Raw genomic sequence first — 14,691 nt, 5'->3', positions numbered from 1 at the left:
CCTGATGATAAAAAGTGAAACTTACGCTTTACGCTGCTGAGCGCGTGCAACCGGTTTGTCTGCAGGAACACTGGCAGGTTCCTTCGCGGTGCCTGGCAGATAGCGGCCAATCAGTGCGCGATAACCTACGGCACCCAGGCAGGCACCGACCAGCGGGCCAAAAATCGGTACCATGAAGTAAGGGATGTCACGACCGCCGGTGAAGGCAACGTTACCCCAGCCTGCCAGCCATGCGAAAATCTTCGGTCCGAAATCACGTGCCGGGTTCAGGGCAAAGCCGGTCAGCGGACCCATTGCGCCACCAATTACCGCGACCAGCAGGCCGATCAGCAGGGGTGCCAGTGGGCCGCGTGGGATGCCGTTACCGTCATCCGTCAGACCCATAATGACCGCCATCAGTACCGCCGTGATGACCATCTCAACCAGGAATGCCTGACCGACACCGATGTGCGGGTTAGGATAGGTTGAGAAGATGCCCGCCAGGTCGAGACTCTCAACCGTACCGCGCACCATCTGATGGCTCTGCTCATAGTCAATAAAGAGGCTGTAGTAGAGGCCATAGACCAGCGCTGCGGCACAAAAGGCGCCGGCAACCTGTGAGATGATGTAGGGCAGAACTTTACGTCCTTCAAAATTAGCAAACAGGCAGAGCGCCACGGTAATGGCCGGGTTCAGGTGCGCACCCGAAATGCCTGCGGTGAGGTAGGCGGCCATGGAAACGCCCAGCCCCCAGATGATGCAGATTTCCCACTGACCGAATGCGGCACCGGCGAGTTTCAGTGCGGCCACACAGCCCGCGCCGAAGAAAATAATCAAGCCTGTCCCCAGAAATTCGGCAATACACTGACCTTTGAGCGTGTTAGTTGTCTGACTCATAATAGTGGTTCCTGAAGCGAGGTTAAATTTTATCAGTTTTTGTTCTCATTCCATGAGTCGCCCAGCTTTATTGTAGGGTTGGTGTGAATTTATCGTTAACGAACATAAACGAGAAATAGCGAAATCATTTTTTGTGTACTGTGTCATAAAAATGCGCGTTTTCGCGTATTCCGGCTTTCTTTCGCCCTTAAATGCGCCGGATAGCGGGCGTGGCGGAGGGATCTCTGTGTGCCGTTGATCGGAGCACAGCATAAATTCAGGCATAGACTGAAAAGTGTTACAGACTACGCCCGGCGCGCCCGCGTTGCTGGACTTGCGGGGTGAGGGTACATACAATCGGGACAACGTTGCTGGCTAGCGCTGGCATCATCAACGCCTTGCAGGAATTTAGGAGAGGTCAGAAAGATGTCATTTGAAGTGTTTGAGAAACTGGAAGCGAAAGTACAGCAGGCGATTGATACCATCACCCTGTTGCAGATGGAAATCGAAGAGCTGAAAGAGCAGAACAACTCACTGCGTAACGATGCGCAACAAGTCGCGGGCAACCACGATGCGCTGATGCGTGAAAATCAGCACCTGAAAGAAGAGCAGCACGTCTGGCAGGAACGTCTGCGCGCACTGCTGGGAAAAATGGAAGAGGTTTGAAGCCTCAGCTGATGTGAAAAACGGGTGCTCAGGCACCCGTTTTCATGTCTGCTCCCGGTTGCTGTCGGACCTTATTCGAGGTCCAGCGCATCCTCTGACAGAATGATACCGGTATTGTCGGCATAGAGATGGTCACCGGAAAAGAAGGTCACGCCGCCGAAATTGACGCGCACATCGCTTTCGCCAATCCCTTCACCCGCCGCGCCGGCCGGAATGGCGGCAATCGCCTGAATGCCAATTTCCAGCTCTTCCAGCTCGTCAACCTGACGTACTGACCCGTAGATGACCAGGCCTTCCCACTCGTTAGTGGCTGCCAGACGTGCCAGCTGCGCATCCACCAGCGCCCGACGCACGGAACCGCCGCCATCAATCACCAGCACCCGGCCGCGGCCATTTTCTTCCAGCAGATCGTAGAGTAAGCCGTTGTCTTCAAAGCATTTCACTGTGGTAATCTGACCACCGAATGAAGTGCGCCCACCAAAGTTTGAAAAAAGCGGTTCAACAACATTCACTTCTTCATGGTAGATATCGCAGAGTTCAGATGTATCGTATTTCATAAGGGTTTCGTCTGTTTGCCACAGGAATGCTAAGTATATCGCTATATGCAGATTGTTGGCAAAATCATCACCCTGAAAAAAGCATCGTTCGATCAAGAACATGCATAAAAAAGCCCAGCCGGTTCGGCTGGGCTTCTGAAAAGTGCGACATCCGTGAATCAGAGAATGAAGCGGCTCAGGTCTTCGTCAGCCACCAGTTCATCCAGATGTTTACCCACATAGTCAGCATCGATGGTGACCGATTCACCGTGACGATCGCTGGCGTCATAGGAGATATCCTCCATCAGACGTTCCAGTACGGTATGCAGACGACGCGCACCGATGTTTTCGGTGGTTTCGTTAACCTGCCATGCGGCCTCAGCGATCCGGCGGATACCATCCTCGGTGAACTCAATATTCACGCCTTCGGTATTCATCAGCGCTTTGTACTGCACGGTTACAGACGCGTTAGGCTCTGTCAGAATGCGCTCGAAATCATTCACGGTCAGCGCCTGCAGTTCAACGCGGATAGGCAGACGGCCCTGCAGTTCCGGGATTAAATCGGACGGGCTGGCAACCTGGAACGCGCCCGAAGCGATAAACAGAATGTGGTCCGTTTTCACCATACCGTGCTTGGTTGAGACCGTGCAGCCTTCCACCAGCGGCAGCAGGTCGCGCTGAACGCCTTCGCGAGACACATCCGGACCGCCAGCATTCTGGCCGCCGCGCTTACAGATTTTGTCGATCTCATCGATAAACACGATACCGTGCTGCTCGACGGCATCGATGGCGTCCTGTTTAAGCTCTTCCGGATTCACCAGTTTTGCCGCTTCTTCTTCGATCAGCAGCTTCATCGCTTCTTTGATCTTCAGCTTGCGGGCTTTCTGCTTCTGGCCGCCAAGGTTCTGGAACATCGACTGCAGCTGGCTGGTCATCTCTTCCATTCCCGGAGGCGCCATGATTTCGACGCCCGGGCCGCTGGCGGCCAGGTCGATCTCGATCTCTTTGTCATCCAGCTGGCCTTCGCGCAGTTTTTTACGGAACGACTGGCGCGCCGCAGATGGTTCCGCGCTCTGCTCTGACTGGCCCCAGTTGTTTTTGGCTGGTGGAATCAGAACATCCAGGATGCGCTCTTCCGCCATCTCTTCTGCACGGTATTTGTTCTTTTCAATCGCCTGGCTGCGCACCATCTTAATGGCGGAGTCGGTCAGGTCGCGAATGATCGAATCGACTTCCTTACCGACATAACCCACTTCGGTAAATTTGGTCGCCTCGACCTTGATAAAGGGCGCATTGGCCAGTTTAGCCAGACGACGGGCGATCTCCGTTTTACCGACACCGGTCGGTCCGATCATCAGGATGTTTTTCGGGGTCACTTCATGGCGCAGCTCTTCATCCAGCTGCATGCGACGCCAGCGGTTGCGCAGTGCAATAGCCACGGCGCGCTTGGCGCTGTCCTGGCCGATAATAAAGCGGTTCAGTTCGCTGACGATTTCGCGTGGAGTCATCTCAGACATAGTTATACCTTTACGCCCTGGAGGTTAATTCTTCGAAATTAACGTTATGGTTAGTGTAGATGCAGATATCGCCTGCGATGTTCAGCGACTTCTCAACGATGTCGCGCGCGCCCATGTCGGTATTCTCCAGCAGCGCACGTGCCGCGGCCTGGGCGAAAGGCCCACCGGAGCCGATGGCAATCAGATCGTTTTCAGGCTGAATTACATCACCATTACCGCTGATGATCAGTGAGGCGGACTCATCCGCGACCGCCAGCAGGGCTTCAAGTCGACGCAGCATACGGTCAGTACGCCAGTCTTTAGCCAGTTCCACCGCGGCTTTCACCAGGTGGCCCTGATGCATTTCCAGTTTACGTTCGAAAAGCTCAAACAGGGTGAAGGCGTCTGCGGTGCCGCCAGCAAATCCGGCAATCACCTTATCGTTGTATAAACGACGCACTTTTTTAACGTTGCCTTTCATCACGGTATTGCCGAGCGTAGCCTGGCCATCACCGCCAATCACTACCTGGCCGTTGCGTCGTACACTTACTATTGTTGTCACGGGCAGACCCCTTGTTGCAGTCGGAAAAGGACTCCGCGCACGGGGCGCGGAGTATCATGCAACAGATATGGGGCGGGTTTGACGGGTTTCAACCCCCGATTGAGAGGGGAATGCAGCCGGAGTGACCCGAACTGCGCAGACGCTTCAGTGTGCTGTCTGCAGAGGCGCGATCTTTATACGGACCAATCACCACGCGATTCCAGCCGCCACCGGTCGTAATGCGGCTTTCAAATCCTTCAAAGGCTAAACCGGCACGCACTGACTCCGCCTGGTCGGTGCCTTTGAATGACCCGCACTGCACCATCCAGCGCTGCGAAGAGGCTTTCTCCGCCGGTTTCGCTTTTGCGGTCTCCTGCGGTTTTGACTGCAACTCGGGTTCCCGCGTAACTGGCGCAGGCTGCGTCTGGCGCTGAACATTTTGCTGCTGCTGCTGCTGCTGCTGCTGACGTTGCTGCTGTAACTGCTGCTGACGCTGTTGCTGCTGCTGCAACTGCTGCTGGCGCTGTTGCTGTTGCTGCTGCTGCTGCTGACGTTGCTGCTGCAGTTGTTGTTGCTGAACCTGCTGCTGCTGACGTTGCTGCTGTTGCTGGAACTGCTGCTGCTGGCGTTGCAGCTGCTGTAACTGCTGCTGATGCTGCAGCGTCTGCTGACGTTGCGCCGGTGTCTGTTCGTTCCACGGCACTTCGTTCAGCTGCGTTGGCTGCTGGCGCATATCCGCCTGCATCTGCTCCAGCAGCTGACGCTGCTCGTCAGTCAGCTGCGTCTGCGACTTCACCTCGCCACCCGATGAAGGTTCGATAGGGGTCGGCACGGTAACCTGACGGTTCTCCAGCTCTTTAATATATTTCCAGCGCTCTTCGGGCTTCGGCGGTAAGCCATTGCCGTTGGCTTTATGATCCGTAATGACCGGCACGTCCTCTTTCTTGTGATGCGCCAGGAACCATAAACCACCGGCAAAGGTCACCAGCACGGCGACCGCCAGTACAATCATCAGTTTGGATGTTCCCGAACCGCCTTTGCTCTTCTTGCCGCGGCTGGGGCTTTTTTTGCGACGCGTCCCTGTTGAACGCCCGCGGCCTACGTAATCTTTTTGTGCCACTCTCGTTCTTATACCCTTCAAAAATAGTGCCAGATGGGCGAAATGATGATTTTTACGCGCCCGGCAAGGAGTCCGCCATGTTACTCAAGGGTCGGAACTTTGACCAGCAGTGTTCGCTTTAAGAATCTACTGAAAAAGCGCGGCGAATACGCTTATTTTTCACGCTTTTTTGCGCGCGCCGTGCTGCCCCGAATGGTCAGACCCGCGTCCAGTAGCCGCGAACCGCTGATGACCCGTTTGCCATTCAGCTCATCCAGCAGCAGCAGCATCGCTTCCCGGCCGATCTGATAGCGCGGCTGGGTAACAGTAGTCAGCGGCGGCTCGCAGTAGCGCGACAACTCGATGTCATCAAATCCCACCACAGAGAGATCGTCAGGTATCCGCAGCCCGCAGCGTCGGGCCTGATTCATCGCCCCGAGCGCCATAATGTCGCTGTGGCAGAACAGCGCGCGCGGTGGCTGCGGCAGGGTCATCAGCTGATTCATCGCGGCAACGCCCGCTTCGAAGGTGAAATCGCCGCGCACAATATAGGTGGGATCGACCGTCAGGCCACTGCGCCGCATCGCCTGGACATAGCCCTGTAACCGATACTGACAGAGCGGCATCTCTTCCGGCCCGGCGATACAGGCAATCTGTGTGTGACCTAACTGCAGCAGATGATTAACCGCTTCAAACGCGGCGGTCAGGTTGTCGATGTGCACCGAGGGCAGTGACATTTCGGGCGCAAACTCATTCGCCATCACCATCGGCGGCAGGTTGCGCTGCTCATCAATGCCGGCATCAAAGGGCAGCTGTGAGCCCAGCAGGACCATGCCATCTATCTGGCGCGTCACCATCAGGTTGAGAAAGGTTCGCTCCTGCTGATTCTGATGGGCGCAATCGCCAATCAGCACCAGATAACCCTCTTCAGCTGCCGTGACTTCAATGCCGCGGATGATTTCACTGAAGAAGGGATCGCAGATATCAGGGACAATGACGAGGATGGTTCGGGTCTCATTGCGACGCGCGCTGCGTGTGGGACCATGTGCTGCATAGCCGACGGCGGCAACGGCCTGTTCGACTTTCTGTCGGGTGGCCGCAGAAACTTTCTCCGGATTCATCAGCGCACGCGATACGGTGGCGGTTGAGACACCCGCATGTTCCGCGACATCCTTCATCGTGGCGGCGGGCGGTTGTTGATTCTGCTCCAACACATGCTCCTGACGCATTATGGCGTGTTCGATTCTGTTTTTGCCTGCTCAGAGGCAAACCAGCCACATTGTTAACGATTGCGTGGCTGGTTGTTACTTAATTTGCATAAAAATTGTGACTTATGCGACATTTTTCGATCTGGCTCGCAACGTCAGCGGAGATCAGCTCTCGGTAGGGTCAATATCCAGCGTCCATTTCACTTTGCGCGCGGCGGGCAGGGTGGAGATCAGCGGCAGCGAACTGCTCAGCAGCTGCTGCAGACGCTGTCGGGAAGGGTGCTGAACCAGCAGTTGCCAGCGCCAGCGGCCGCTGCGTTTTGGCTGCAGGGCCGGGACCGGCCCCATAAACCACATGGCCTGATCGTTGAGCGGACTGGCCTCCAGCAGGTTACGAAGCTGTTGCAGAAATTCAGCTGCCTGCTGATTATCCATATCTTCAGCGCGAAACAGCGCATGGCGGCTCCAGGGTGGCAGGTGAACCGCCTGGCGCTCCAGCAGTGCCTGCTGCGCAAACGCCGTATAGCCCTGATGCAGCAGGGTCTGAAGCAGCGGATGTTCCGGGTGGTGGGTCTGCAGCAGGACTTCGCCCTGCTTACCGGCACGCCCGGCGCGCCCGGCGACCTGGGTGTAGAGCTGAGCAAAGCGCTCCGCCGCCCGGAAATCGGCGGAAAACAGCGCCCCATCGACATCCAGTAGCGACACCAGCGTCACGTCAGGGAAGTGGTGGCCCTTCGCCAGCATCTGAGTACCCACCAGAATGCGCGCGCCTCCGCGATGCACATCGGCCAGATGCTGCTCCAGCGCCCCTTTACGGCTGGTGGTATCACGATCGATTCGCGACACCGGCACGCCAGGGAACAGCGTGCCGAGCTGCTGTTCCAGCTGTTCCGTGCCGACACCGACCGGCAGCAGGTGAGTTGAGCCACACTGCGGGCACTGATGAGGAAGCGGACGCTGGCTGTCGCAGTGGTGGCAGCGCAGCTGGCGATGATGCTGATGCAGCGTGTAGTAGCGGTCACAGCGGTGACACTCGGCAATCCAGCCGCAGTCGTGACAGAGCAGGGCGGGCGAAAAGCCGCGGCGGTTAAGAAACAGCAGCACCTGATTATCCGCCTGCAGGTGCTGACGCATTTTGCCAATCAGGCCCGGTGCCAGGCCGCCGATCAACTGCACACCTTTTAAGTCGATCAGCTGTTGCAGCGCCGGTCTGGCATTGCCTGCGCGCTTTGTCAGGTCGAGCTGGCGATACTTGCCGCTGCGCACATTGTGCAGCGTCTCCAGCGCGGGCGTCGCCGATCCCATTACAATCGGGATATTTTCTTCATGGGCGCGAAACACAGCCAGATCGCGCGCCTGATAGCGCCAGCCCTCCTGCTGCTTGTAAGAGCTGTCGTGCTCTTCATCAATGATGATGACCCCCGGCCGGGCCAGCGGGGTAAACAGCGCCGAGCGGGTGCCAATCACAATCGCCGTTTCCCCGCGTCGCGCACGTAACCAGACGGCCAGCCGCTCACTGTCGTTTAAGGCGGAGTGCAGCACGTCAATCGGCGCATCGAAACGCTCCCGGAAACGGGCAATGGTCTGCGGGGTCAGGCCGATCTCCGGGACCAGCACCAGCGCCTGTTTTCCCCGAGCCAGCACATTCTCCAGCACGCTGAGGTAAACCTCTGTTTTGCCGGAACCGGTGATGCCCGCCAGCAGCCAGGCGGCGTAATGTTCGTCATCTGCCCGAATCGCACCGACCGCCATCGCCTGATCGGTATTCAGACGCAGGCGTTCGCCTTTAACGGCGAAGGTGGTTCGCCAGTCGTGCCGCTGCGGCTGATGCTCATACAGCTCGCACAGCCCTTTGGCGCGCAGAGCCTGAAGCGTCGCCTCCGTCAGGTCGTGTTCGCTGACCTGATGGCGATAGAGCGGCTGCTGACGCAGGGCAGCCAGCGCCTGCTGCTGTTTGGGTGCGCGCTTTAAACTCTCCGGCGTGGTCGCCCGGCCCTGCTCGGTAATTTCCCAGCGCCATAACGGGTTATCCTGCGCGGGTTTGCCCTGACGCAGCAGTACCGGAATGGCATGGTTCAGCACTTCGCCCTGGGGAGAGTGATAGTAGCTGGCGGCCCAGTTAAGGATGCGCCACAGCGAAGAGGGATAGAGTGACTCGCTATCCAGCACCTCAATGACGCGCTTGAGCTGTCCTTCGGGCAGATCGCTGCTCTCACGCAGGGCGACCACAATGCCGATCATCCTGCGATTGCCAAAGGGCACACTTACGCGACCACCAATGACCGGCTGCGCGCCCTGTGGCGGCAGATAATCAAACAGGCGGGGCAAGGGGACGGGCAGGGCAACCTGGACAACGGGCATAACTCTCTCTTTCCGGCTCGGGCATCGGGAGGGCTAGTGTACACGCTGTACCCGGATGGCGGGTATCCCAGGATAAATTTGCAGCAATGACAACTTCTCTGTATAATATGCCGCCTTCGGTGAGAAAGACCTTGCCGGAGTACACCCTATAATGTTCAACCGCGTGTGGTGCTGTGCAGGTTTACGCCTGGCACGGAGAGCGACACGGCCTTCTATGAGGTTTCCCATGAAACAAGGTATTCACCCGAAATACGAAGCAGTTACTATTAAATGTACCTGCGGCAACGAGATCCACACCCGTTCAACACTGACTCACGAACTGAACCTGGACGTCTGTGGTAAATGCCACCCGTTCTATACCGGTAAGCAGCGTGAAGTGGCAACTGGTGGCCGTGTTGACCGCTTTAACAAGCGTTTCAGCGTGCCAGGCGCTAAAAAATAAGATTAAAAGGCACCTGAACCTGCGGGTTCGGCGGCAACAAAAAACCCAGCCTCGGCTGGGTTTTTTTATGGCCCGGTTACAGACTGGAGTCTGTTTCAGGCTTGTTCAGCTCCAGAAGCTGCGTGGTGTAATCACCATCTAAATCAGCAATGGTGGTGATTTTAGGGGCTGAAATCGAAATTTTATCCGCTTTCATGGTGCCCTGCCTGCACAATAACCACAGCCGGCAGGATGTGTTACTGATTTTCCCATCCGTTGTCAGCGCCAGGGTTGCCGCCTTCAGGGTACCCTTATTAGAAATTCCACTTTTACCGGTCACGCTTAACCGCTCAGTCGCCTGCATCACACCCTGATTGCTGAAGTCGTCAGAAACGAGAGAGGCATTCTGCGCTGTGAGGGTTCCGGCGTTAGAGACAGTTACGGCAGAAACAGAGGCTGTGCTCTGTGCGGTAACATCGCCTGACCGGAGGCTGACCTCTTTAACGGCGTATAAGCCAATAGTGTCCGCCTGAATCGAGCCGGAGTTAATCAGGCTGGTGTTGGCGACAGGCGTGATAACACCATTCACCGTGCTGTAGCCGGTCTGCATTGTCAGGGCTCCAGCCGTGCTGATGGTGCCTTTATTTTCGATATCTCCCGCCAGCGAAAAAAGGCTGACGGTGCCATCGCCACTGATCTGCCCTTTCTCGTTGTTAGTCACTTTTCCATAACTCACGATGCTGGCGTTATTGGTGGCTTTAACAGTGCCTTCATTCGTGAATGTATTTGTTGTCTGCAGAGCAGCCTGGCTGGCAGAAAGCGTCCCTTTGTTCGTCATGCTACCGCTGGCTGCGATGCTCATCACGCCAGCGTCAAGGGTCCCGTTGTTGGTTAACGTGCCATTAGTTGAGATATAAAGGCTGTTGGCATTCAGGACGCCATTATTGTTGACGCCCGCACCGGCTTCCGTGGTTTGCAGCTGGATCAGGCCTGCTGTTGCTCCGCCCAGCGCGCTGACATCGATGCTGTTGCCGCCAGTCCGGCCCGTCGTGCTGGCTGTGGCCTGACCCGAGGCCCTGTTATAGGTGTATTTACCGGCAATCGCTTTCAGCTGGGTTGTCTCAACTTTGCCATTGAGCGTAATTTTCTGCGCCAGCAGGTCCGTGTAATCGGCGCCTGTCAGCCCTTTGCCTTTAACCGTAAGGGTGCCTTTCGTCACATTAAAGCCCGTCAGTGCACCATCGGTTAAAACTGGCGTGCCGGTGGTCAGGGTGGCGCGTCCGGTATTGATAAAATTACAGCCGGAACAGGTGATCCCGTTTGGGTTGGCGATAATTACATCGGCCTTCTGACCTGCGACTTCAATAAAGCCGTTCAGTGAAGAAGCTTTATTTGAGATGACCTCGTTCAGAATCAGACTGGCTGAGCTATTCAGATTGCTGTTCCGGGCAATATTACCACTGTCGCGAACCATATCTGTGGTGCTGTTATTCAGTACCAACCCCTTTTCGGAGACGTTGAAGCTCTGATACATATTATGTGACAGACCATTCGCATCCGGCTGATTAATATCCACCACGGTCGAACCATTTGCATGCTGATAACTGTTCAGTGCAGAAAGCGCAGGCTGACTACACAGGGTGGCGAGCGTCGCCAGGAATAGCAGATTAAACTTATGCGTATTCATTTTTTTCCTCTGGATGTGTGTGTTTATTTTCAAAATCTTTTTATTTAACGCTTTACTTCTTACTAATATTTCCACTGCAGTGAAAAACCGAGCGTAACGGGATCGGTGTGGAAAGCCTGGGGTTTTTTAACCGGGGTGCCGGCAAAAAGATCAAAACGTGTTTTCAGGAGTGTTCCCCGCAGGCCAGCCACGCTGCCTGTAACGGTTTTTCCGGCATATTCCTGCTGGCTGCTATTACCGTAGACCTGGCCTGCGTCAATACCGATATAAGGCTGAACCGGTTTGTCAGGGAAAATCCAGCTGATATCGTTGCGCCAGAACCAGCCTTTATTATCCTGAAGCGCGTATTCGCCATCGAAGCCACGAACCGTCCAGCGGTTTGCCAGCGAAAAGCGATTCAGCGAAGAGAGGGTGTCGGGTGAATATTGCACACTGACATGGGGTGAGTAGTTCAGCCAGTTATCTCCTAACTGGAAATTAACCGAACCTTTCAGATCCAGCGTCATAATCCGGCCCTGCGTATCAATGAGCCCATACGTCTGTTCAACGGTATGGCTGCTGTTAAACCAGGGCATCTTCCGTTGATAGCTCAGGGTCGTCGTCAGCGCCGCGTTATCGTCATGCATCTCATGCTGCAGCAACGCTTTCCAGCCCGCACTTTTTTTATGCATGCTGATGAGGTCCCGGTCATTAAGTGAATAACGCGATGACGTGTTGAAGATTTGCAGGCCAGCTGTGGTGGTCTGAAAGAGGGTTCGCGAAAGCAGTCGGTTGAGCTGCGCACTGTAGTAGCTGTTCTTATTATCCAGTGCCCATTCTGACCAGTTTCCGGTCAGGCGTTGCTGATAATGACTCTGGCTGGCATAGAGATCGAGCCACCAGAAACCCCATGGCACCGAATAACCTATCGATTTATTATCATTGCCTTTGCGGGTCTGTTTCGGCGCAATATCGTGGCCGTAAGAGACGTAAAAGATGTCACTTAATGACGCAATGTTGTTTAAATAGAGTGCGGTTCCCCCCTGATAACGCCCCGTCGCCGCCGAGCCGGCATCATTCAGCCAAGCACTCATCTGCCAGTATTTATCCTGTTCGCGCTGGATAACGATATCGCTTTCACCTTTGCTGCTGCCTGGCAATAGCTGAACGTTAACCCGCGATCCCGGGACGCGCTGAAGATTAAGGCTGCCCTGCTCCAGATCGCTGAGTTCGAGCAGATCGCCCGCGCTGAACGGCAGGGTACTGGTCAGGTTAATGTCGTCGCCACTCGCCTTATTTAGCACGATTTTTCCAACGTGACCGGCATGAATATCAAACGTTAACGTACGGCCCGACAGATTCTGTTCGGGCAAATTAACACGCGTTGTAATATATCCCAGCCGGATAATTTCATTCTGCAGCGTTTTAGCCAGAAGTTTTATTCCGTTAATGCCCAGGCATTTCCCTTCTGCCTGTGCAGTGAAATAGCGTAGTTTTCTGAGGTGCAGTTTTTTACTGTCCTGATTCAGCGAAATATTATCGATCGGATAGCAATTTTCCTCATGCGGAAACGGAATCGCTTCCGGTCTGAAGTCCTCTTTTTCAGACATGCCAGGCGGCAGGTCAGGCGCTAATTGCGCTTTGCGCTCCCGATCCTGTTGCCGGGCATTAATATTCTCATTTTGCACCGTTATAGCCGGTGCCACGCTGGATGCAGAAGTGAAATAACTGGTTGTGCTGGTGATGAAAAGAATAAAAAAAGTGGGTGCGAAGGATTTTATTTTATATTTGATGCTCATTGGCTTTCCGTGAAATTGTCGCTCTGACAAAATCTTACGGATGCGCATAATAGTGAACAATAGTAATAATTCTATTGTCCGGATAAAACAATATTCTTATTGCAATGGAAATAACGCAATAATAAGGAAAAGAGGGTAGATTTTTCTGATACGTCTGGCAGGCAATATGCAGGCGATGGCGTCAGGCCGGAAGAGAGGAGCGTCACAGGGGGCAGAACGGATCAGAAAAGCGGCTCCCTGAGCGGAGCCTGCTTCTCTGCAGCGAGGTCAGGCGACAACGGCGCCGGGGATCAATATTCCCATGTGTCCGGATCAACACCCATCTGGCGCATAATTGCTTTCGCTTCTTCCGGGATCTCATCGCTGCGCTCTTTGCGCAGGTCGACGTCATCCGGCAGCGGTTGACCCGTAAAGGCATGTAAAAAGGCTTCGCAAAGCAGCTCGCTGTTGGTGGCGTGACGCAGGTTGTTCACCTGACGACGGGTACGCTCATCCGTTAAAATCTTCAGCACGCTCAAGGGGATAGAAACTGTAATCTTCTTGACCTGCTCGCTCTTCTTACCGTGCTCAGCGTACGGGCTGATATATTCGCCGTTCCATTCAGCCATGGGTTACCTTAATTAATAAACGTTAAATGTGAGGAAATCAGCGGATTATGCCTGATTTTTTCCTGCCTGACCCCTGATAAGGCGGGTTTTCTTCGTTCACTGCCTCTGTTCTTCAGAGAGGAACGCCAGGCGATGACGCATAATTTTAGCGGGTATTGCGTTTCTGCTCAATCTATACGCAAAGACATTTAGATGTCCAGATGTATTGACGTCTAATTAGAGGGTGATATTCTGTGAGCCACATTTTATTCACTTTTCAGGAACAATTCGCTCATGACGCGTAAACCGGCAACCATCGCAGTGCGTAGCGGTTTGAATGATGACGAACAGTATGGCTGCGTTGTCCCGCCTATCCATCTTTCCACAACCTATAACTTCCTGGATTTTAATGAGCCTCGTGCGCATGACTATTCCCGTCGGGGTAACCCCACGCGTGATGTCGTGCAGCGTACGCTGGCGGAACTGGAAGGCGGTGCGGGCGCGGTATTAACCAATACCGGGATGTCGGCGATTCATCTGGTGACGACGGTGTTCCTGAAGCCTGGCGATCTGCTGGTTGCGCCACATGACTGCTATGGTGGCAGCTATCGGCTGTTTGACAGCATGAATAAGCGCGGCGCATATCGGGTGAAATTTGTTGATCAGGGCGATCCGGTGGCACTGCAGGCGGCACTGGATGAGAAACCTAAACTGGTGCTGATCGAAAGCCCCAGCAATCCACTGCTGCGCGTGGTGGATATCAGCGCGATTTGCACCGCTGCCCGGGCGGCGGGTGCCATCAGCGTGGTGGATAACACCTTTATGAGTCCGGCCCTGCAGAATCCGCTGGCGCTGGGGGCAGACCTGGTGATCCACTCCTGTACGAAATATCTCAACGGTCATTCCGACGTGGTGGCAGGCGCGGTGATTGCTAAAGATCCGCAGCTGGCGACGGACCTGGCCTGGTGGGCAAACAACATTGGCGTCACGGGCGCGGCCTTTGATAGCTACCTGCTGCTGCGTGGGATTCGCACACTTTCACCACGCATCGCAGCGGCGCAGCGCAATGCGCTGGCAATTGTGGAGTATCTGAAGCAGCAGAAACGGGTGAAAAAGTTGTATCATCCTTCGCTGCCGGAGAACGCCGGACACGAACATGCCGTTCGTCAGCAGCGCGGCTTTGGCGCCATGCTGAGTTTCGAGGTTGACGGTGACGAGGCGCTGCTGCGCCGCTTCCTGAAAGCGCTGCGGCTGTTTACGCTGGCGGAATCGCTGGGTGGCGTTGAGAGTCTGATCTCCCACACCGCCACCATGACGCACGCGGGGATGTCGGCAGAGGCACGCGCTGCAGCGGGCATTTCCGATACGCTACTGCGGGTTTCTGTTGGTATTGAAGATCACGAAGATTTAATTGCCGATCTGGATAATGCATTCCGGGTCGCAGCCGAGGGTTAAG

Annotated in this window: 13 protein-coding genes; 3 read left to right on the top strand and 10 right to left on the bottom strand. The window is 55.1% G+C overall.

From position 1 onward, the window contains the following. Nucleotides 1-21 precede the first annotated feature (21 nt). Complete coding sequence (locus F3I47_RS20915; RefSeq protein WP_150030378.1) at nt 22-876, bottom strand: MIP/aquaporin family protein; 855 nt, start codon at nt 874-876, stop codon at nt 22-24. A 405-nt stretch (nt 877-1,281) separates the two neighbouring features. Here F3I47_RS20915 and zapB point away from each other — a divergent pair, with 405 nt between their 5' ends. Then, complete coding sequence (gene zapB / locus F3I47_RS20910; RefSeq protein WP_003851242.1) at nt 1,282-1,521, top strand: cell division protein ZapB; 240 nt, start codon at nt 1,282-1,284, stop codon at nt 1,519-1,521. A 71-nt stretch (nt 1,522-1,592) separates the two neighbouring features. Here zapB and rraA read toward each other — a convergent pair whose 3' ends face one another. The 6 genes from rraA to priA all read right to left on the bottom strand — a co-directional run bounded on the left by rraA (nt 1,593) and on the right by priA (nt 8,762). Next, nucleotides 1,593-2,078, bottom strand: a complete 486-nt coding sequence (gene rraA, locus F3I47_RS20905) for a ribonuclease E activity regulator RraA (protein ID WP_009088032.1) — start codon at nt 2,076-2,078, stop codon at nt 1,593-1,595. A 158-nt stretch (nt 2,079-2,236) separates the two neighbouring features. After that, entirely contained in the window at nt 2,237-3,574 is a 1,338-nt protein-coding gene (hslU, locus tag F3I47_RS20900; RefSeq protein WP_046100836.1) for an HslU--HslV peptidase ATPase subunit, read from the bottom strand. A 10-nt stretch (nt 3,575-3,584) separates the two neighbouring features. Beyond that, the gene (gene hslV, locus F3I47_RS20895; RefSeq protein ID WP_009088029.1) at nt 3,585-4,115 is read right to left on the bottom strand and encodes an ATP-dependent protease subunit HslV; all 531 of its coding nucleotides are present in this window, start codon (nt 4,113-4,115) and stop codon (nt 3,585-3,587) included. 88 nt (nt 4,116-4,203) lie between these two features. Next, complete coding sequence (ftsN, locus tag F3I47_RS20890; protein WP_150030379.1) at nt 4,204-5,214, bottom strand: cell division protein FtsN; 1,011 nt, start codon at nt 5,212-5,214, stop codon at nt 4,204-4,206. 152 nt (nt 5,215-5,366) lie between these two features. Continuing rightward, nucleotides 5,367-6,404: a DNA-binding transcriptional regulator CytR gene (gene cytR, locus F3I47_RS20885; protein ID WP_190311369.1), complete on the bottom strand. Its 1,038-nt coding sequence runs from the start codon at nt 6,402-6,404 to the stop codon at nt 5,367-5,369. A 162-nt stretch (nt 6,405-6,566) separates the two neighbouring features. Continuing rightward, nucleotides 6,567-8,762, bottom strand: coding sequence for a primosomal protein N' (gene priA, locus F3I47_RS20880; RefSeq protein WP_150030381.1), 2,196 nt, complete (start codon nt 8,760-8,762; stop codon nt 6,567-6,569). Between the two features lie 226 nt (nt 8,763-8,988). Here priA and rpmE point away from each other — a divergent pair, with 226 nt between their 5' ends. Continuing rightward, complete coding sequence (gene rpmE, locus F3I47_RS20875; RefSeq protein ID WP_003851227.1) at nt 8,989-9,204, top strand: 50S ribosomal protein L31; 216 nt, start codon at nt 8,989-8,991, stop codon at nt 9,202-9,204. Between the two features lie 76 nt (nt 9,205-9,280). Here rpmE and F3I47_RS20870 read toward each other — a convergent pair whose 3' ends face one another. The 3 genes from F3I47_RS20870 to metJ all read right to left on the bottom strand — a co-directional run bounded on the left by F3I47_RS20870 (nt 9,281) and on the right by metJ (nt 13,256). Next, the gene (locus F3I47_RS20870; RefSeq protein WP_150030382.1) at nt 9,281-10,870 is read right to left on the bottom strand and encodes a filamentous hemagglutinin N-terminal domain-containing protein; all 1,590 of its coding nucleotides are present in this window, start codon (nt 10,868-10,870) and stop codon (nt 9,281-9,283) included. Between the two features lie 62 nt (nt 10,871-10,932). Further along, complete coding sequence (locus F3I47_RS20865) at nt 10,933-12,537, bottom strand: ShlB/FhaC/HecB family hemolysin secretion/activation protein (protein ID WP_223812787.1); 1,605 nt, start codon at nt 12,535-12,537, stop codon at nt 10,933-10,935. 401 nt (nt 12,538-12,938) lie between these two features. Further along, nucleotides 12,939-13,256 (bottom strand): met regulon transcriptional regulator MetJ, encoded by a 318-nt coding sequence (gene metJ, locus F3I47_RS20860; protein WP_009088019.1) that lies wholly within the window; start codon nt 13,254-13,256, stop codon nt 12,939-12,941. Between the two features lie 273 nt (nt 13,257-13,529). Here metJ and metB point away from each other — a divergent pair, with 273 nt between their 5' ends. Further along, nucleotides 13,530-14,690: a cystathionine gamma-synthase gene (gene metB / locus F3I47_RS20855; RefSeq protein WP_009088017.1), complete on the top strand. Its 1,161-nt coding sequence runs from the start codon at nt 13,530-13,532 to the stop codon at nt 14,688-14,690. The last annotated feature ends 1 nt before the right edge of the window (nt 14,691 follow it).

It is taken from the genome of Pantoea sp. M_10, from assembly GCF_008631515.1.
Classification (GTDB): domain Bacteria; phylum Pseudomonadota; class Gammaproteobacteria; order Enterobacterales; family Enterobacteriaceae; genus Pantoea; species Pantoea anthophila.
This window is presented reverse-complemented; position numbering and strand designations above follow the sequence as displayed.